The organism is Aliirhizobium sp. YIM B11859 (assembly GCF_057163345.1).
This window is the reverse complement of sequence record NZ_JBXHAY010000003.1, coordinates 92,620-109,283: the sequence shown is the minus strand read 5'-3', so window position 1 is coordinate 109,283 and position 16,664 is coordinate 92,620. Positions and strand designations below refer to the sequence as shown.

At 60.7% G+C, this 16,664-nt stretch carries 20 protein-coding genes; 10 read left to right on the top strand and 10 right to left on the bottom strand.

Translation table 11 applies throughout. From position 1 onward, the window contains the following. Window positions 1–61: 61 nt before the first annotated feature. From AC2GXZ_RS12590 to AC2GXZ_RS12570, 5 genes are all read right to left on the bottom strand, one after another. Entirely contained in the window at window positions 62–334 is a 273-nt protein-coding gene (locus AC2GXZ_RS12590) for a hypothetical protein (protein ID WP_483759524.1), read from the bottom strand. A gap of 21 nt (window positions 335–355) precedes the next feature. After that, complete coding sequence (locus AC2GXZ_RS12585; RefSeq protein WP_483759523.1) at window positions 356–820, bottom strand: GNAT family N-acetyltransferase; 465 nt, start codon at window positions 818–820, stop codon at window positions 356–358. Between the two features lie 20 nt (window positions 821–840). Continuing rightward, the gene (gene gatA, locus AC2GXZ_RS12580; protein ID WP_483759522.1) at window positions 841–2,322 is read right to left on the bottom strand and encodes an Asp-tRNA(Asn)/Glu-tRNA(Gln) amidotransferase subunit GatA; all 1,482 of its coding nucleotides are present in this window, start codon (window positions 2,320–2,322) and stop codon (window positions 841–843) included. Between the two features lie 60 nt (window positions 2,323–2,382). Beyond that, entirely contained in the window at window positions 2,383–2,670 is a 288-nt protein-coding gene (gene gatC / locus AC2GXZ_RS12575; protein ID WP_483759521.1) for an Asp-tRNA(Asn)/Glu-tRNA(Gln) amidotransferase subunit GatC, read from the bottom strand. A 107-nt stretch (window positions 2,671–2,777) separates the two neighbouring features. After that, window positions 2,778–3,488 carry a metal-dependent hydrolase gene (locus AC2GXZ_RS12570; RefSeq protein ID WP_483759520.1) on the bottom strand — a complete coding sequence of 237 codons (711 nt, stop codon included), beginning with the start codon at window positions 3,486–3,488 and terminating at the stop codon, window positions 2,778–2,780. A 463-nt stretch (window positions 3,489–3,951) separates the two neighbouring features. Between AC2GXZ_RS12570 and AC2GXZ_RS12565 the strand changes: the two genes are divergently transcribed. Further along, window positions 3,952–4,257 carry an alkylphosphonate utilization protein gene (locus AC2GXZ_RS12565; protein WP_483759519.1) on the top strand — a complete coding sequence of 102 codons (306 nt, stop codon included), beginning with the start codon at window positions 3,952–3,954 and terminating at the stop codon, window positions 4,255–4,257. A gap of 9 nt (window positions 4,258–4,266) precedes the next feature. Further along, entirely contained in the window at window positions 4,267–4,761 is a 495-nt protein-coding gene (gene ruvX / locus AC2GXZ_RS12560) for a Holliday junction resolvase RuvX (RefSeq protein ID WP_483759518.1), read from the top strand. On the opposite strand, the gene AC2GXZ_RS12555 is transcribed toward ruvX, so the two are convergent. Both AC2GXZ_RS12555 and AC2GXZ_RS12550 read right to left on the bottom strand, forming a co-directional pair. Beyond that, window positions 4,698–5,030, bottom strand: a complete 333-nt coding sequence (locus AC2GXZ_RS12555) for a DUF6105 family protein (protein WP_483759517.1) — start codon at window positions 5,028–5,030, stop codon at window positions 4,698–4,700. The two genes, ruvX and AC2GXZ_RS12555, sit on opposite strands and share 64 nt — an antisense overlap. Next, complete coding sequence (locus AC2GXZ_RS12550; RefSeq protein ID WP_483759516.1) at window positions 5,027–5,206, bottom strand: hypothetical protein; 180 nt, start codon at window positions 5,204–5,206, stop codon at window positions 5,027–5,029. The genes AC2GXZ_RS12555 and AC2GXZ_RS12550 overlap by 4 nt, the downstream gene beginning before the upstream one ends. 342 nt (window positions 5,207–5,548) lie before the next feature. On the opposite strand from AC2GXZ_RS12550, the gene AC2GXZ_RS12545 reads away from it, so the two are divergent. Continuing rightward, window positions 5,549–6,175, top strand: a complete 627-nt coding sequence (locus AC2GXZ_RS12545; protein WP_483759515.1) for a hypothetical protein — start codon at window positions 5,549–5,551, stop codon at window positions 6,173–6,175. 189 nt (window positions 6,176–6,364) lie between these two features. Here AC2GXZ_RS12545 and AC2GXZ_RS12540 read toward each other — a convergent pair whose 3' ends face one another. Continuing rightward, window positions 6,365–7,024, bottom strand: a complete 660-nt coding sequence (locus tag AC2GXZ_RS12540; RefSeq protein WP_483759514.1) for a TetR/AcrR family transcriptional regulator — start codon at window positions 7,022–7,024, stop codon at window positions 6,365–6,367. A 200-nt stretch (window positions 7,025–7,224) separates the two neighbouring features. On the opposite strand from AC2GXZ_RS12540, the gene AC2GXZ_RS12535 reads away from it, so the two are divergent. Beyond that, entirely contained in the window at window positions 7,225–8,172 is a 948-nt protein-coding gene (locus AC2GXZ_RS12535) for an AEC family transporter (protein ID WP_483759513.1), read from the top strand. Here the strand turns inward: AC2GXZ_RS12535 and AC2GXZ_RS12530 are convergent. Then, on the bottom strand, window positions 8,154–9,806 hold the full coding sequence (locus tag AC2GXZ_RS12530; protein WP_483759512.1) for an acyl-CoA dehydrogenase family protein: 1,653 nt from the start codon (window positions 9,804–9,806) through the stop codon (window positions 8,154–8,156). The two genes, AC2GXZ_RS12535 and AC2GXZ_RS12530, sit on opposite strands and share 19 nt — an antisense overlap. 417 nt (window positions 9,807–10,223) lie before the next feature. Here AC2GXZ_RS12530 and AC2GXZ_RS12525 point away from each other — a divergent pair, with 417 nt between their 5' ends. The 6 genes from AC2GXZ_RS12525 to dprA all read left to right on the top strand — a co-directional run bounded on the left by AC2GXZ_RS12525 (window position 10,224) and on the right by dprA (window position 16,274). Then, on the top strand, window positions 10,224–11,162 hold the full coding sequence (locus AC2GXZ_RS12525) for an aspartate carbamoyltransferase catalytic subunit (RefSeq protein ID WP_483759511.1): 939 nt from the start codon (window positions 10,224–10,226) through the stop codon (window positions 11,160–11,162). Further along, window positions 11,159–12,475 (top strand): dihydroorotase, encoded by a 1,317-nt coding sequence (locus AC2GXZ_RS12520; RefSeq protein WP_483759510.1) that lies wholly within the window; start codon window positions 11,159–11,161, stop codon window positions 12,473–12,475. Before AC2GXZ_RS12525 ends, AC2GXZ_RS12520 begins: the two co-directional genes overlap by 4 nt. Next, window positions 12,472–13,089 carry a glycerol-3-phosphate 1-O-acyltransferase PlsY gene (gene plsY, locus AC2GXZ_RS12515; protein ID WP_483759509.1) on the top strand — a complete coding sequence of 206 codons (618 nt, stop codon included), beginning with the start codon at window positions 12,472–12,474 and terminating at the stop codon, window positions 13,087–13,089. The genes AC2GXZ_RS12520 and plsY overlap by 4 nt, the downstream gene beginning before the upstream one ends. Window positions 13,090–13,246: 157 nt before the next feature. After that, entirely contained in the window at window positions 13,247–14,173 is a 927-nt protein-coding gene (locus tag AC2GXZ_RS12510) for an extracellular solute-binding protein (RefSeq protein ID WP_483759508.1), read from the top strand. Continuing rightward, window positions 14,157–14,993 (top strand): molybdate ABC transporter permease subunit, encoded by an 837-nt coding sequence (locus tag AC2GXZ_RS12505; protein WP_483759507.1) that lies wholly within the window; start codon window positions 14,157–14,159, stop codon window positions 14,991–14,993. The genes AC2GXZ_RS12510 and AC2GXZ_RS12505 overlap by 17 nt, the downstream gene beginning before the upstream one ends. 132 nt (window positions 14,994–15,125) lie before the next feature. Further along, complete coding sequence (gene dprA / locus AC2GXZ_RS12500; RefSeq protein ID WP_483759506.1) at window positions 15,126–16,274, top strand: DNA-processing protein DprA; 1,149 nt, start codon at window positions 15,126–15,128, stop codon at window positions 16,272–16,274. Here dprA and AC2GXZ_RS12495 read toward each other — a convergent pair. Beyond that, entirely contained in the window at window positions 16,200–16,454 is a 255-nt protein-coding gene (locus AC2GXZ_RS12495) for a hypothetical protein (RefSeq protein WP_483760244.1), read from the bottom strand. The genes dprA and AC2GXZ_RS12495 overlap by 75 nt on opposite strands. Window positions 16,455–16,664 lie beyond the last annotated feature (210 nt).

The window sequence follows — 16,664 nt, the reverse complement described above, 5'->3', positions numbered from 1 at the left end:
AAAAACGCGCCCGGAGACCGGCGCGTTTTTTTGTGTGCAGCGGATCAGTCTGGAGAGACGCTCAACGGAGCGCGTCGAGAGCAGTCCTCATCGCCGCCCATTCGCCTGCAAACGAACCGGTTGCGACCGGCTTGCCGGCGCGGCGATACCAGTAGGCGGCATTCCAGTCATCACCTTCGATGCGATGGCAGAGCGCATGGGCCCAGTCGAAGGGCGCCTCGCCTTCATTGGCCTGGCATAGATCATGAACGGCTGCCCAGTCCGATCCCATCGTGAAATCGTCGATGGCCAATCTGTCGAGGGTGGCGATCAGTGAGGCAATTTCGGGCTTCATCGCGATCTCCAGATGGTTTGGTCAGTCCAGCGGTTTTGCGAGATGGATCTTTTCAAGATCGACGCCCATGCTTTTCGAGGGCTCGATGCCGCGCCAGACGATCTTGAAACCGCAGCGCTCGTAAAGCCGGATCGCACCTGTGTTTCGGGCATGGGTTTGGATGGTTGCCGTCTCGTGGCCATCCGCCCTGATCCGGTCGCAGGCGTAAAGCACGAGCGCCCGGCCGATGCCCCTGCCCTGGCAGTCCGGCAAGACCCAGAGATCGGAAATATAGTTGCGCGCGCCATCGCGGGCACACCAGCCGACGACCCTGCCATCAAGCTCGGCAATCCAGATGTCGCCTTTGGTTTCGCCCGCAAAAATCTCGTAGGCCTTGCGGGTTCGCTCCAGCACATCGGCAGAAAGGTCGACGCCCTTGAAGGCGTCGCTGGATTGCCAGGCAGCAAAACCGACTTCGCCGACCATGATGTGGTCGGCGACAGTCATATTCCGTATGCTCAGTCCGCTTACCACCACTTGGCGGGGGTGAATTTCCCCGCGGCCTGTTCGATGACGTAAGCGGTGCGGAAGAGCGTTTCTTCCTCAAACGGCTTGCCGATGAGCTGCAGGCCGAGCGGCAGGCCCTTCTTGTCGAGGCCGGCGGGAACTGCAATCCCCGGAAGTCCAGCCATGTTGACCGTCACCGTGAAGATGTCGTTCAGGTACATGGCGACCGGATCGGCTGCGAGGTTTTCGTCGGCGATGCCGAAGGCAGACGACGGGGTGGCCGGGGTCAGGATCGCGTCGACACCGGCATGGAAGGCCAGTTCGAAATCGCGCTTGATCAGCGTGCGGACCTTCTGCGCCTGCAGGTAATAGGCGTCGTAATAACCGGCCGACAGAACATAGGTGCCGATCATGATGCGGCGCTTGACCTCGGTGCCGAAACCGGCGGCGCGGGTCTTTTCATACATGTCGGCAATGTCCTTGCCGTCGACGCGCAGGCCGTAACGAACGCCGTCATAACGGGCAAGGTTGGACGAGGCTTCGGCAGGCGCCACGATATAATATGCCGGCAGGGCGTATTTGGTGTGCGGCAAAGTGATGTCGACGATCTCGGCACCGGCATCCTTGAGGAAAGCGATACCCTGTTGCCAGAGCGCTTCGATCTCTTCCGGCATGTTGTCGACGCGGTATTCCTTCGGAATGCCGATCTTCATGCCCTTGACCGACTGGCCGAGCGCTGCTTCGTAATCCGGGATCGGCAGATCGACCGAGGTCGTGTCCTTCTTGTCGACCGAGGCCATCGACTTCAGCATGATCGCGGCATCGCGCACGTCGCGGGCGATCGGGCCTGCCTGATCGAGCGAGGATGCAAACGCAACCGTGCCCCAGCGCGAGCAGCGGCCATAGGTCGGCTTGATGCCGACCGTGCCGGTAAACGCAGCCGGCTGGCGGATCGAGCCGCCGGTATCGGTGGCGGTGGCGCCGGCGCACAGATGAGCGGCAACGGCTGCGGCAGAACCACCCGACGAGCCGCCCGGAACGAGCTGCTGGTTGGAGCCTTCGGCCTTCCACGGGTTGATGACGGGGCCGTAGAACGAGGTTTCGTTGGACGAGCCCATGGCGAATTCGTCCATGTTCAGCTTGCCGAGCATGACGGCGCCATCGTCCCAGAGGTTCTGGGTGACGGTCGATTCGTATTTCGGCTTGAAGCCGTCGAGAATGTGCGAGGCGGCCTGGGTGTGGACGCCTTCGGTGGCGAACAGGTCCTTGATGCCGAGCGGAATGCCTTCCAGCGCACCGACCTTGCCGGACGCGCGGCGTTCGTCTGAGGCCTTTGCCATTTCCATCGCCTTTTCCGGCGTGGTGGTGATGTAGGCATTAAACGTGCCGTTAAAGGCGTCGATTGCATCGACATAGGCCTTGGTCAGTTCGACCGAGGTGATCTCCTTGGAGGCGAGCTTCTCGCGGGCTTCGGCAATGGTGAGGCTGGTGAGTTCGGTCATGGTCTCTTCAAAATGTTCGAATGCGTGGAGAGGTCGGAAGCGCTCGAGTGTAGGAGCGGCTTATTCGACGACCTTCGGCACCAGGAAGAAATTGCGGTCGGTGACGGGCGCATTGGCGACGATATCGTCGGCCTTGTCGCCGTCGGTCACGGCGTCCTGGCGCTTGCGCATGTCCATCGGGGTTACTGATGTCATCGGCTCGACGCCGGTCACATCGACTTCGGAAAGCTGTTCGACGAAATCGATGATGCCATTCAACTCGCCGACCATGCGATTGGCGTCGTCTTCTGAGACGGCAATACGGGCAAGGCGCGCAACGCGCTTGACGGTGGCGAGATCGACGGACATGGCTCAACTCCGGGCAATAAAAATCCCCTCCGCTATAATGGCCATGCCCGCCCTTCGCAACAGGCAGCGCCGTTCATTTCACCGGCGCTGCATAATGTCTGGACTTGTCAGTAGCTGAGCGTCGTACCGGGTGTCGGCGTCTCGATACGGGTGCGGCTGCCTTCCATGCCCTTGACGAACTTTTCCGGCGTCTGGTCGATGATCGGGAATGTGCCGTAATGGCAGGGAATGGCGTGCTTGAAATCGAAGAAGCGCTGGCAGGCAAGAGCTGCTACGGCACCGCCCATGGTGAAGCGATCGCCGACCGGCACGAGGCCGATATCCGGCTGGTGCAATTCGTTGATCAGGCCCATGTCGGTGAAGATGTCGGTATCGCCCATGTGCAGCACGGACATTTCGTCATCGAAATGCAGCATCAGGCCGTTGGCCGATCCGAGCGAATGGGCGACGCCCATTTCATCAACCTGGCCGGAGGAATGCAGCGCCTGGGTGAAGGTCGCGGTAAACCCCTCGAAACCGACCGTGCCACCGGTATTGCCCATCTCGATCTTCTCGACGCCCTTGGTGCCGAGCCATGAGGCGAGATCGGCATTGGCCAGGACGACGGCACCCTTTTCCTTGGCAATCGCGGCGGTATCACCAACATGGTCGGCATGGCCGTGGGTGAGAAGGATATGGGTGATCCCTTCGGTCACGTCCTTCAAGTCGAGGCCGGCATCGGCGAAGGGCTGGTTATAGGACAGGAACGGGTCGATCAGGATTTTGGCCTTGGCGGTCTCGATACGGAACGCGGCGTGGCCGAGCCAGGTGATCTTCATGGGAAAGCATCCTTCAACATGGTCGAATGAGGGGGAACAAGACCAAATGAACTTTGATAGAAGGGAAAGGTCGAAACGGAGGTTTCGACGCGACGAAAGGAGGTGAGACGATTGAAAATCCGGGTTACGGTAATCGTTAGTTTGTTCGGTTGGCGCCTGACACTGACGATGAGCCGTTAACAGAACGGGGGTCGGGCGAAAGCCCGGCTCCCACCGGAAAGAAGGTCGTCTCACCTCCTCTGTCAATGATAGCACGGCACCCGGCGATTTCAAACTTCGCGATGGTTGTCTTGTGCGTCCGCGGCTTGATGATGCCGACCACCGGAAGCAGAGCAATCCGGCTGGCGCGACCGCCGACTGCGGTTGCAAGCAGCGGGGCCGTGGGCTAAGCGACCTGCAGCCGTTGCCAGCTCTTTTGAGCAATATCGGCAACGCCGCTCTTTTCAGGACCTAAGGACATAAAATGGCAGGCAATGACGACGACTATATCTATGACGAAGCAAGCGGCGAATGGCTGCCGGCTTCCGAGGCTGCGGCAAAGGCCGCTGCGGCTTCTGCAGTCTACGACAGCGCCGGCAATGTGCTTGCCGACGGCGATGCGGTCACGCTGATCAAGGATCTCAAGGTCAAGGGCGCCGGCCAGACGCTGAAGCAGGGTACCGTCATCCGTTCGATCCGGCTGACCGACAATCCGGAAGAGATCGATTGCCGGCATGATGCGATCAAGGGTCTGGTGCTGCGCACCGAATTCGTCCGCAAGAAAAGCTAGGAACAACACATGGCAACGCTGACAATCGAGGAACTCGCCGGACAGCTCGCGCCGAACCAGGCGATTGCCGGGCTCGACCTCGGCACCAAGACGATCGGCCTTGCCATGTCGGATCTCGGCCGTCGATTCGCGTCGCCACGAACGGTGATCAAGCGGGTTAAATTCACCCAGGATGCGGTCGTGCTTATGGATTTCGCGGCGAGAGAAAAGGTCGCGGCTTTTATCATCGGCCTGCCGGTGAACATGGATGGCTCGGCCGGTCCCCGGGTTCAGGCGACGCGCGCTTTCGTGCGCGCGATGTCGGACAAGACCGACCTGCCGTTCATCTACTGGGACGAACGACTATCGACTGTCGCGGCGGAAAGGGCTTTGCTGGAGATGGACGTGTCACGGGCCAAGCGCGCCGAACGGATCGATTCGGCGGCCGCCAGCTTCATTCTTCAGGGTGCGCTGGACAGGCTCTTTTCGCTGCGCACGTCGGCGACAGGCATGCCGGACGCCTGACGCTTCCGCCACCAGGCGGAAATCGCCTTTCTCTTGCGGTAGGCAATGATGGCAAAAACGATCAGGCTGTCGAATGCGATCGCACGAGCGACCAGCGGCGGGATCGTCTCCGGCGGGATACCGAGGATGTTGCCATAGACCTGGAACACGAGATCATGTGTGTTGCGGGTCAGCATGAAGAAACCGAAGCTCATGTCGTAATAGGACAGCCCGTACCAGCTGCCCAAAAGGGCAACCGGACCAGCCCAGAGTATCAAGAACCACTTCATGCGGCCTTACCTTCCAACTCTGCCAGATCCATATCCGCCGAGACCACCCATCGCGACAGCGCCATTACGCTCAGCACCACCGCAGGAACCGCGATATTGAGTGCCAATGCCGCAAACGCCCCCGTCAGGACCAAAAGCAGCGCACGCTGTCTGATGAATGTTACCACACCTGGCATTTGTGTTACGAAACCTGGTTAACAATACATTAACCAGCCTAGAGCTGCACCAGTGCAATGCAACGCAAACCACGCAGTATGGTTAATTTCGACGGGCCAACTGTGGACAAGCCGGGGTGCGGGATGCTGCCGTCAATCGACGAAACGCAATCTCAACGAAGCCGGGATTGGGTCTAGAGCGACGGCCTGCCAGTCCCGAACATGGAAAGCCAGACAAGCAGGCTACCCAACGGGTATTCGGTGGCGGCCGTCCAGCCTTTGACCTCGGACGGCAAGATGGCCGCGTTTCCTTGGCCTTGGCATATCGTTGACGCGGGAGATAAAGGGGGCCATCTAACAGGCATGCCGAAACACGAGAAGACAGACATCGAACTCCTGAGGACATGGGCGCTGCCGGCGGCAGCGACATTGGGATCTTCGGTCCGCGCCAAGGGGATTCTGCAGGAGATGCAGGCGCGGCTGCCTGCCGTGTCGAAAAAATCCGTCATCCTCGAAGGCAGCGATATCACCCTGGCCATGCCCGCGAGCGAAAAGGCTGCGTTCAATGCCGCGGTGGCCATCGTCACAAGGACGATGGCGGAGGCCGAAAACCTGCCTGTCATCCCGCGCGAGATTGAAGACATTCTCACCATCAAGACCAGCGAACGGCACCGCTGGCTTGCGGACGGACGTCTGCAGAGCGCCGGCACGAGGACGGTCAGGCTGAACGGCCGCGCGCGGCAGATTACATTCCATGTCTTCGACCCCCGGATCGTCGAGGACCTGCTTAATCGGGGTGCGGCGGACGAATGGCGCGAGCAGGATGCCGAAGCGAAGGCGGAAAAGCGGCTCAAGGCTGCCTATCAGGCGAAGCTGACGCGCTCTTTGAAGAAGGCGCCGGGCAAGACCTCGAAAACTGCTGGAGCTGACGAACACGACCCTGATCTACGGGGATGGGACGAGTTCGGGAGCGACGGTCTTCTTCGCTGACTTTACACCCTCGCAGGGCCTTTAATGGATGGTCAGGCGCCAAGGGCCTTCCCGCGGCTGATACCGATGGCAGCCCACCTGCCTAAAAGCTTAATCGAAGCCGGCCTTTCGCCAGACGGTACAGGGATCAGAACAAAGAAAGCAGCCGACGTATCGGCACGGCGTTTCACTTGCGGGTCACTGCAGGGCTTAGCCGTATATCGCTCGAACGAGACGGCGAACGGAAGCCGCGACCTTCTCCCAGTCCTTCTCCGTCTTCAACGGAACGCCGGCGAACTGGCCGCTGACGGAAGCGGAAATCACCAGATGCTGGATGGCGGCAAACAGGAGCGCATTGGTGGTCGCGGTATCGACGCCTTTGGGAAGGGTCAGCGAACCGCGCATCTTTTCCAGCCACTTGCCGAGCGCCTTCATGCGCGACTCGGACAGGCGACGGACCTGCGGCGTATCCTGCGAGACTTCCCAGGCGATGATCTTGCAGACCAGCGGGTCGTCCCTCAGGGCCTCCATGAAATACATGGAGAGCTTTTCCATCAGGTCGCCATAGGTGAGGATGAACATGCCGCCGGTATCCTGCGGGATCTTGTCGTTGACCCAGCTGCCGAGTTCCTCGCCGATCGCGTCGATCAGGCCGTCGAGGCCGCCGAAATAACGGTAGATCAACTGCTTGTCGCAGCCGGCGCGGCGTGCGACGGCATTGATGCCGAAACCCTGGAAACCCTGTTCGGCGAGAAGGTCACGGGCCGCATTGAAGATCGCCTTTTCGGTGCTCGCGCGATTGCGCGGCCTCAAGGCCATGCCTTGCTTGGTCATCGCGTCGGGCGTCATCGCGTCGGGCATTTGCAGCATTCGTCGCCGGTCTCCAGAAAATCCGTCGATGTCGGATAAGCTGCGAAAAGACCAGCGGCAAGCGGGTTGCGACATGATGCACAGAAATGCGGGCATTGCTTTCCCGCATTTTCCATGCACATTGGCGCTTTTACGGCATCTCCGGGCCTGTTGGATCAGAGATCGCCTTATCACCCGTCACATTCTCCATCGACATTCCCATGCTGACCATATTCGAAAGCATCCTGCCCGTTTTCCTGCTCGTGCTTCTCGGCATCGGCCTCAAGCGGACATCCGTGATCAATGCCAATTTCTGGGAAGGGATGGAGCAGTGCAGCTATTATGTGCTATTTCCCGCCCTGCTGTTCCAGACCATGGCAAGAGCCGATTTTTCCGACGCAAGCAGCGTCCATGTCAGCCTTATCGCCATCCTCGCCTTTACCACCATGTCGGTCGTTGTGCTGGCATCCTGGCCGGTACTCAAGCGCGGACGGATGACGCCGTCCACCTTCACCTCGCTCTACCAGACCTCGACCCGTTGGAACGGCTTCATGGCGCTTGCGATTGCCGCAAAGACGTATGATGCGCATGGGCTTGTTGTTGTCGGCATGGTGATGGCGGCGGTCATCGTACCGGTCAACGCCGGAAGCATTGCGGTTCTTGCCGTCTTTTCCGGGCGCAAGCGTGATTACCGCGCCATCGTCATCCGCATCCTCAGCAATCCGATGATCATCGCCACCATCCTCGGCATTGGCGTCAACCTGATCGGCATTCCGATCTACCGGCCGCTGATGGCAACCGTCGACCTCCTGTCGCAGGCATCGCTCAGCCTCGGCCTGATCACCGTCGGTGCCGGCCTCAAGGTGGCGGACGCGCTGAAACCCAGCATTGGCGTGCTGTCTGCCGTCGTCATGAAGCTGGTGGTCTTTCCGGTGCTTGCGATCGCAGTCGGCATGGCCGTCGGCCTCACCGGCACCAATCTTGCCCTTCTGGCGCTGAGCGCTGCCGTACCGACGGCGATGAACGGCTATGTGCTGGCCAAGCAGATGGGCGGCGATGCGGATTTCTACGCCGCCGCCGCCACGGTGCAGACGGCGCTTGCCTTCTTCACCATCCCGATCGCCATGTATCTGGCCAACTACGCCGCCATTTACGCCGCTGGGGGATAAAGCAGATCGACGATATAGCTGGCGTCGAAACGGGCATCGAGCATGCCGTAGGTTGACCGCCAGCCGCCGGCGAGACGCGTTTCGACATAGGCGTCGGCGATCTTGCCGGCACCAAGACGCGCCAGTTCGGCGGCACCGGCTGCGAGCGCCAGCTGCTCGACGAGAAGACGGGCCGCCCCTTCATCACGCTCGCACAGCGCCATGGCCGCCCTCAGGACCTCAACCGTCTTGCGGCCCGATGCGCCGAGATCGCGCTCGAAGCCCGCGAGAACCAGATCGAACAGATCGCGGCCACGCTGCAGGACGCGAAGAACGTCAAGCGCCATGACGTTGCCGGAGCCTTCCCAGATCGCATTGACCGGCGCCTCGCGGTAATGACGGGCGATCGGGCGTTCCTCGACGTAACCATTGCCGCCAAGGCATTCCATCGCCTCGTAAATCAGCGACGGCGCAATCTTGCAATTCCAGTATTTGACGACCGGTGTCATGACGCGGGCAAAGGCGGCATCGGCCGGGTTGCTGGCAGCACGATCAAACGCTTCGGCGAGACGGAAACCGAGCGCCGTGGCCGCCGCGACATCAAGCGCCATGTCTGCCAGAACCCGCGTCATCAGCGGCTGGTCGACAAGCTTCTTGCCGAAGACGCTGCGGCCACGCGTATGATGGACAGCCTCTGCAAGCGAGGCGCGCATCATGCCGGCAGAAGCGATCGCGCAGTCGAGCCTCGTCAGCGTCACCATGTCGAGAATGGTGCGGATGCCGGCACCCGGATCGCCGAGCAGGTATCCGAAGGCATCGGAAAACTCGACTTCGGCCGAGGCGTTCGAACGATTGCCGAGCTTGTCCTTCAGGCGCTGGAACTGCAGGCCGTTGGCGGAGCCGTCTTCCAGCAATCGAGGCACGAGAAAACAACTGACATCATCCCTGGTCTTGGCCAGCATGACGAAACCGTCGCTCATCGGCGACGACATGAACCACTTGTGGCCGGACAGGCGATAGATGCCCTCCCCCACCCGCTCGGCCGTCGACCGGTTGGCGCGCACATCGGTACCGCCCTGCTTTTCGGTCATGCCCATGCCCAGCGTAACCGCCGACTTCTGCATCGCCGGGCGGTTGGTCGAATCATATTTGCGCGACAGGATTTTTGGCGCCCATTCCTTCTGAACGCGGGGCGAGGCCATCAGGGCGGCAACGGATGCGCTGGTCATGGTCAGCGGGCAAAGATGCCCGGTCTCCAGCTGTGCCGTGAGATAGAAACGGGTGGCGCGAACCTTGTGTTCGTTGCCCTTGGCTTCCGGGATATTTTCCCAGATCGAAGAATGAAGGCCGCTCTGCATCGAGCGCCGCATCAGCGCGTGCCAGGCCGGGTGAAATTCGGTGATATCGAGACGCTCGCCACGCGGACCGTGGGTCTTCAGCTTTGGCGGGTTCTCATTGGCCATGCGCGCCAGTTCCTGCGCCTCAGGCGATGTAACATAGCGGCCGAGCTGGTCATATTCCTCGCGGATCGTGCGGTTGAGACCGCCCGTCAGATCGACCAGAAGCGGATCGGAGCGATAGGCATTGATGCCGGACCAGGGCGCAGGCTGGTTCAATTCGGCAAATTTTTCTTCGGCGCGGGTCAAGTCGTTCATGCTCCGCTTCTAGCGGAAGTTAACGGGAGTGGAAACGGCGCCGTTTGAGGAATTCGGCCGTTCTCAACAAAAGGTCGCAGTCATGGATTAGCCTACCGCGCGATTGATCATCCGGAGCCCAGCAGTCGTCAGCGCACCCCGGCTCGATAGGTGGGCAGATCAAGTGTCGCGAGTTCGCCTAAAACTATCGCGATTGCTTTTGCTACGCGCTGGCAAAGCTCACCGGCGAGCGGCTTTTCTATAAGGATGGCGATTTTTGCAAACAGATATACCGCTCGCCTGACCGCACCTTGGCTTGCGCATCATCCGCCGCCGCAACGATATGATGACGAACAAGCCGTAGATAACCTTAACGCCCGCTTGCAGCCTCTCGTCCCACGGCCTATAGACCGCCGAACGCAAGCGGAGACACGATCCATGGTCTTCTTCCCCCATCGCCACCTCCTCGGCATCAAGGGTCTTACCGAACAGGACATCACCTTTCTTCTCGACAAGGCCGACGAGGCCGTGAAGATTTCCCGGCAACGGGAGAAAAAGACGTCCACCTTACGCGGCCTTACGCAAATCAACCTCTTCTTCGAAGCCTCGACCAGAACCCAGTCCTCGTTCGAACTTGCCGGCAAACGGCTTGGCGCCGACGTGATGAACATGTCGGTCGGCAATTCTTCGGTGAAGAAGGGCGAGACGCTGATCGATACGGCGATGACGCTGAACGCGATGCGTCCCGACGTGCTGGTGCTGCGCCACTCGTCTGCCGGTGCGGCCGCACTTCTGGCGCAAAAGGTCGCCTGCTCGGTGGTCAATGCCGGTGACGGCCAGCACGAACATCCGACCCAGGCTCTGCTCGACGCACTGACGATCCGCCGCGCCAAGGGTAAATTGTCGCGCATCATCGTGGCGATCTGCGGCGATGTTCTGCATTCGCGCGTGGCGCGCTCCAATATCCTGCTGCTCAACGCCATGGGAGCGCGCGTGCGTGTCGTCGCGCCATCGACGCTTCTGCCTTCGGGCATTCGCGACATGGGCGTCGAAGTCTTCCACTCGATGGAGGAAGGCCTCAAGGACGCCGACGTGGTGATGATGCTGCGACTGCAGCGCGAGCGGATGGCCGGCGCCTTCGTGCCTTCGGTGCGTGAATATTTCCATTTCTACGGGCTGGATGCTGAAAAGCTGAAGGCTGCCAAGGAAGACGCCCTCGTCATGCATCCCGGCCCGATGAACCGCGGCGTCGAAATTGCCTCGGAAGTCGCCGACGGACCGCAGAGCGTCATCGAACAGCAGGTCGAAATGGGGGTTGCCGTGCGCATGGCGGTGATGGAGACGCTTCTCACCTCCAACCAGGGAGAACGCGCATGACGCCAAGCCTTTCAAAGAGCGCGGTCCTCAAGAATGTCCGCATCGTCGATCCGTCGCGCAATCTCGACGAGACCGGCACGATCATCATCGGCGATGACGGCCGCATCCTCGCCGCCGGCCGGCAGGCGCAGAACCAGGGCGTTCCCGACGGTGCTACGGTTCGCGACTGCAGCGGCCTTGTTGCCACACCCGGCCTCGTCGATGCCCGCGTCTACGTCGGCGAACCCGGTGCCGAGCACACGGAGACGATCGAATCGGCAAGCCGCGCGGCGGCTGCCGGCGGTGTCACCTCCTTCATCATGATGCCGGAGACCGATCCGGTGATCGACGACATCGCGCTGGTCGAATTCGTTCACAAGACCGCGCGCGACAAGGCGATCGTCAACGTCTATGCGGCCGCCGCCCTGACCAGGGGACTGGAAGGCCGCGAAATGACCGAATTCGGGCTTCTGCAGGAAGCCGGTGCGGTCGCCTTCACCAATGGCCGTCATGGGCTTTCGGATACGCTGCTTCTGCGCCGCGCGATGACCTATGCGCGCGAATTCGATGCGGTCATCTCGCTCGAACTCAAGGAAAAATATCTCGGCAACGGAGTGATGAACGAGGGCCTGTTTGCATCCTGGCTCGGTCTTTCCGGCGTGCCGAAGGAAGCGGAGCTCATTCCTCTCGAACGGGATCTGCGGATCGCGGCGCTGACCAAGGGCAAATATCACGCCGCCAAGATCTCGGTGCCGGAATCGGTCGAGGCAATGAAGCTTGCCCGCTCGCGTGGCGCCAACGCCACCTGCGGCATATCGATCAACCATCTGTCGCTCAACGAGAACGATATCGGCGAATACCGCAGCTTCTTCAAGCTGTCGCCGCCGCTTCGCACGGAAGACGATCGCAGCGCCATGGTGGATGCGCTTTCCGACGGGACGATAGACATCATCGTCTCCTCGCATGATCCGCAGGATGTCGACACCAAACGGCTGCCCTTCGCCGACGCCGCCGATGGCGCAATCGGATTGGAGACCATGTTGTCGGCAGCACTTCGCCTCCATCACGACAACCGCGTGCCGCTGATGCGGCTGATCGATGCGATGTCAACGCGGCCGGCGCAGATCTTCGGCCTTGAGGCTGGAAGTTTGAAGCCGGGCTCGAAAGCCGATATAACCCTGATCGATATTGACCATCCCTGGATCGTCTCCAAGGATGCAATCATCTCCCGGTCGAAAAACACGCCGTTCGATGAAGCGCGGTTCTCCGGCCGGGCGGTTGCAACCTATGTCGCCGGCAAATGCGTGCACGCAATCTGGGAGGATAGAGCGTGACCGAACTCCTCACCTGGCAGATCACCCTGCCGATTGCCGCCGGAGCACTGATCCTCGGTTATCTGCTCGGCTCGATCCCGTTCGGCCTGATCCTGACCCGCTCGGCGGGTCTCGGCGACATCCGCTCGATCGGATCGGGCAATATCGGCGCGACCAATGTTCTTCGCACCGGCAACAAGAAGCTGGCGGCGGCAACACTTCTGCTCGACGCGCTGAAAGCGACGGTCGCTGCCCTGATAGGGACGTATGCCTTTGGTCCGGAAGCGGGCCTGCTGGCAGGTTTTGCAGCCTTTCTCGGGCATCTTTACCCGGTCTGGCTCGGTTTCAAGGGTGGCAAGGGTGTCGCCACCTATATCGGCACTTTGCTCGGCGTTGCCCCCATCATGGTGCTGGTTTTCGCCGCCGTCTGGCTGTCGGTTGCCAAGATCAGCAAATATTCGTCCCTCTCGGCGCTGATCGCCACGCTCGTCGTGCCGGTGGTCCTGTTGTTCATGGACGAACCGAAGATCGCAACTATCATGGCGATCATGACCGTGATCTCCTGGGCCAAACACAGGGCCAATATCGAACGGCTGATTGCCGGCACAGAAAGCAAGATCGGCAAGAAAGGCTGAGGCAACCGGGGCGCGAGCGTCCCGTCCCGCACCAGAACCTCGCCTTGATCCGTCTCACACAAACGTGAAATTCCGCGTGCGCCTTGGATATTCGCAGGCGGGCGGCATTGGTCTAACCATCAATGTATCCGCACGGATATAACGAAGGAATTTCAGCGTGATCAGATATATAAGGCTACTGACCATCGCCTCGGCAATGGTCTCGGGCGCCTCATTCGCCAATGCCGCCGCTCTCAACGTCACCTATGCCGGGTCGATGGGTGTGGTGATGGAAAAGGCGCTGGGGCCGAGCTTTGCCAAGAGCAACGACGTCACCTACCAGGGACAAGGGCGCGGCGCTTATGCCATGGCGCGGCTGATCATTTCCAAACAGGTCCCCGCCGACGTCTTCGTTTCGATCACACCCGGACCGATGGACCTCTTGAAACAGGCTGGACTGGTCGACACGGCAGTTCCCGTTGCCAGCACCAGCATGGTGATCGCGTATAATCCGAAGGGAAAATACGGCGAGGCCTTCAAGGCCGCAGCGACCGGCACTGGTGGAAATAATCCGTGGTGGAAAATCCTCGAAACCCCAGGCCTCAAGTTCGGTCGTACCGATCCTGTCGGCGACCCGCAGGGCCAGAACATCATCTTCACCATGCTCCTGGCCGAAAAATACTACAAGCAGCCGAAGCTGGAGGAAACCGCGCTCGGCGAAGTGCTGAACCATGACCAGGTGTTCATGGAGGGCAGTATGCTGGCGCGGCTCGAAGCCGGCCAGATCGATGCGTCTTCGGGTTACAAGAGCGCCGTCATTTCGGCCAAGCTGCCCTATGTCGAACTGCCTGACGAGATCAATCTCAGCAATCCGACGGATTCGGCCAGCTGGTACGACACCGTCAGCTTCCAGGTGACTGGCGCAGACGGCAAGCAACAGACGCTGAAACCGCAGCCGCTGGTCTTTTACGCGGCCGTGCTGAAAAATGCGCCCAATCCGGATGCCGCGCAAAAATTCGTGGCGTTCATGAACAGCGCAGACGGCCAGAAGCTGTTTGCCGACAATGGCTATGACACACCGAAAGGCGATGAACTCTATCATTGATCCAATCCGGCCCGCAAAGCCGGCGGCCGGCTCGATGAGCCGGTCGCTCAGCCTTGGCCTCCCCGCCCCCGCCCTGTTCGCCCTGCCTGCCATCCTTCTTTGCATCCTGCCCTTTGCGGGGCTCGGCTGGGTGACGCGCTGGGATACGGTCCACCTTGCCTATGGCGACGGCGACGCGGTTGCCGTGTCGCTCGGGCTGGGGCTCGTTTCGATCATTCTCATCCTTGCGCTCGGCACGCCTGTGGCATTCTGGCTGGCACGGACACGTTCACGCCTGAAGCCGATCGTCGATGTCATGGTGCTGGCGGTGCTTCTGACCCCGCCGCTTGCAATGGGAATTCTGCTGCTTTCCGTCTACGGCCCCTATGCGACGGTCGGAGAACTGCTCGGCAGGATCGGCATCGAACTCAACAACAATGCCGGCGCCTTCATTCTATCGCAGGTCTACGGCGGGATCGCCTATTTCATCATGGCGGCAACGGCAGCGTTCGAAGGCGTGCCCGCCGATAACGAAGAAGCGGCAACCGTGCTCGGCGCCACCGGCATCCAGACCTTCCTGCGGGTCACGGTGCCGCTTGCCGTGCGCGGGCTTCTCGCCGGATTGATCGTCGCCTTCGTGCGTGTGATGGGGGAATTCGGCATCGTTACCATCTTCGCCTACTTTCCCCAGGGAATTCCGGTCAAGCTTTACGTCAATCTGCAGAATGAAGGCATCGACCAGGTCTATGCACTGCTGTGGCTGATGCTTGCCGTGACGCTTCCCCTGCCGCTCGCCGGCCTGTTTCTATTGAAACGCCGCGATCGGGCGTCAGCGTGTTAGGCCGAAACAAGGCTGCGACTTGCGGCATTCGCCGATTTTGCGATAACGTCTCGGATAATCGAAAGCAACCGTCAACCGGCAGGCCGGCAGTCTTCCGTCATCACCCATATCTTTGCCGCAGGACCTCAAAGCATGGCCGCCGACATCGGGGAAAAACGTGCAGGCATACGACTGACGGAAAGGCAGCGGATCGCCTGGCTGCGGCTGATCCGTTCAGAAAATGTCGGCCCGGCGACCTTCCGGCAACTCATCAATCACTACGGCTCGGCGGAAAGTGCGCTGTCCATGCTGCCGGAGCTTTCCCAGCGTGGCGGCGCCACGCGAACCTTGCGCATTGCAAGCGTTGCCGAAGCGGAACGCGAACTGGAAACCGCATACCGCTGCGGCGCCTCGTTCGTCGGCATCGGCGAGCCGGATTACCCGCCGGCGCTCCGACATGTCGATGGTGCCCCGCCGCTGCTGGCGATGAAGGGGGATCTTGCCAGTGCCACCCGCCCCTCTCTCGGGATCGTCGGCTCACGCAATGCTTCCGTCGTCGGCGCCAAGTTCGCTGCCATGATCGCCCGCCGCTGCGGCCAGGCCGGTTACGTCATCACCTCCGGACTGGCGCGCGGGATCGATACGGCAGCGCACAGGGCGGGCGTCGAGAGCGGCACGACCGCAGTTCTGGCAGGCGGGCTCGACCGGCCCTACCCGCCGGAAAATCTCGGGCTTCTGGATGAGATTACCGGCGGCGCGGGAATAGCCGTCAGCGAAATGCCGTTCGGCTGGGAGCCACGGGCACGGGATTTTCCACGCCGCAACAGGCTGATCGCCGGCATTTCGCTCGGCATCGTGGTGGTCGAGGCGGCGGAGAAATCCGGCTCGCTGATCACCGCGCGGATGGCCGGCGATTTCGGACGGATCGTGTTTGCCGTGCCGGGATCTCCGCTCGATCCGCGTTGCCATGGCACCAATGGCCTGCTCAAGCAGGGCGCGGTGGTGACGACCGGTCCGGAAGATGTGCTCGACGCGCTGGCACCCCTGTCGCAACTCGACTTGTTCGAGCCGCCGGTGATCGACGAACCGGACAAGCCGACGGGAACGATGCTGCCGCCCGACGACGAAGAGCGGTACAGGATCGTCTGCGCGCTCGGGCCGAGCCCTGCAGAGATCGACGACATCATCCGTCATACCGGCCTTCCGGCCTCGTCTGTCTATCTGGTGCTACTTGAGCTGGATCTCGCAGGGCGGCTCTACCGCCATCCCGGCGGGCTTGTTTCCATTGCGCCCGACGAATGAGCAGGGCCGCCTGCCCGACTGGATGTCACCGGCTTCGACATAGGCCATTTCGATAAGATAGCAGAGCATGTCTGCGCCTTCACCGGAGGCCACTTGCCGCAGCTCACCCAGCATCTGACGAATATATGCGACATTCTCGACCGAATGCCCCTCGCGGAGCCCACTCAAATGAATTGACATGCCCCATCCCTCACCAATCATCATATGAAATTTTATTCACCAGATTGAATATAGTGGACTTTATTAGAAATATTCATGATTGCAAGTCGCATAATAACTCTCATTGAGAGCATTCCTTGAAGTGCGCTAATTTCACTTAAGGCCTTGACCGGAGGACAAACGCCCTCCATGTCGGGAAGTCAAAGTTCCGCCTGGACCGAAAAGAGTTCC

Excerpts from the sequence above, each read along its gene's own strand:
- AC2GXZ_RS12585 (WP_483759523.1), bottom strand. The coding sequence starts at position 820 with ATGACTGTCGCCGACCACATCATGGTCGGCGAAGTCGGTTTTGCTGCC.
- dprA (WP_483759506.1), top strand. The coding sequence starts at position 15,126 with ATGGCCGCCGACATCGGGGAAAAACGTGCAGGCATACGACTGACGGAA.
- AC2GXZ_RS12540 (WP_483759514.1), bottom strand. The coding sequence starts at position 7,024 with ATGCTGCAAATGCCCGACGCGATGACGCCCGACGCGATGACCAAGCAA.
- gatA (WP_483759522.1), bottom strand. The coding sequence starts at position 2,322 with ATGACCGAACTCACCAGCCTCACCATTGCCGAAGCCCGCGAGAAGCTC.
- AC2GXZ_RS12520 (WP_483759510.1), top strand. The coding sequence starts at position 11,159 with ATGACGCCAAGCCTTTCAAAGAGCGCGGTCCTCAAGAATGTCCGCATC.
- AC2GXZ_RS12505 (WP_483759507.1), top strand. The coding sequence starts at position 14,157 with ATGAACTCTATCATTGATCCAATCCGGCCCGCAAAGCCGGCGGCCGGC.
- AC2GXZ_RS12550 (WP_483759516.1), bottom strand. The coding sequence starts at position 5,206 with ATGCCAGGTGTGGTAACATTCATCAGACAGCGTGCGCTGCTTTTGGTC.
- AC2GXZ_RS12495 (WP_483760244.1), bottom strand. The coding sequence starts at position 16,454 with ATGTCAATTCATTTGAGTGGGCTCCGCGAGGGGCATTCGGTCGAGAAT.
- AC2GXZ_RS12525 (WP_483759511.1), top strand. The coding sequence starts at position 10,224 with ATGGTCTTCTTCCCCCATCGCCACCTCCTCGGCATCAAGGGTCTTACC.
- AC2GXZ_RS12555 (WP_483759517.1), bottom strand. The coding sequence starts at position 5,030 with ATGAAGTGGTTCTTGATACTCTGGGCTGGTCCGGTTGCCCTTTTGGGC.
- gatC (WP_483759521.1), bottom strand. The coding sequence starts at position 2,670 with ATGTCCGTCGATCTCGCCACCGTCAAGCGCGTTGCGCGCCTTGCCCGT.
- AC2GXZ_RS12535 (WP_483759513.1), top strand. The coding sequence starts at position 7,225 with ATGCTGACCATATTCGAAAGCATCCTGCCCGTTTTCCTGCTCGTGCTT.
- AC2GXZ_RS12565 (WP_483759519.1), top strand. The coding sequence starts at position 3,952 with ATGGCAGGCAATGACGACGACTATATCTATGACGAAGCAAGCGGCGAA.
- AC2GXZ_RS12530 (WP_483759512.1), bottom strand. The coding sequence starts at position 9,806 with ATGAACGACTTGACCCGCGCCGAAGAAAAATTTGCCGAATTGAACCAG.
- AC2GXZ_RS12545 (WP_483759515.1), top strand. The coding sequence starts at position 5,549 with ATGCCGAAACACGAGAAGACAGACATCGAACTCCTGAGGACATGGGCG.
- AC2GXZ_RS12570 (WP_483759520.1), bottom strand. The coding sequence starts at position 3,488 with ATGAAGATCACCTGGCTCGGCCACGCCGCGTTCCGTATCGAGACCGCC.
- ruvX (WP_483759518.1), top strand. The coding sequence starts at position 4,267 with ATGGCAACGCTGACAATCGAGGAACTCGCCGGACAGCTCGCGCCGAAC.
- AC2GXZ_RS12590 (WP_483759524.1), bottom strand. The coding sequence starts at position 334 with ATGAAGCCCGAAATTGCCTCACTGATCGCCACCCTCGACAGATTGGCC.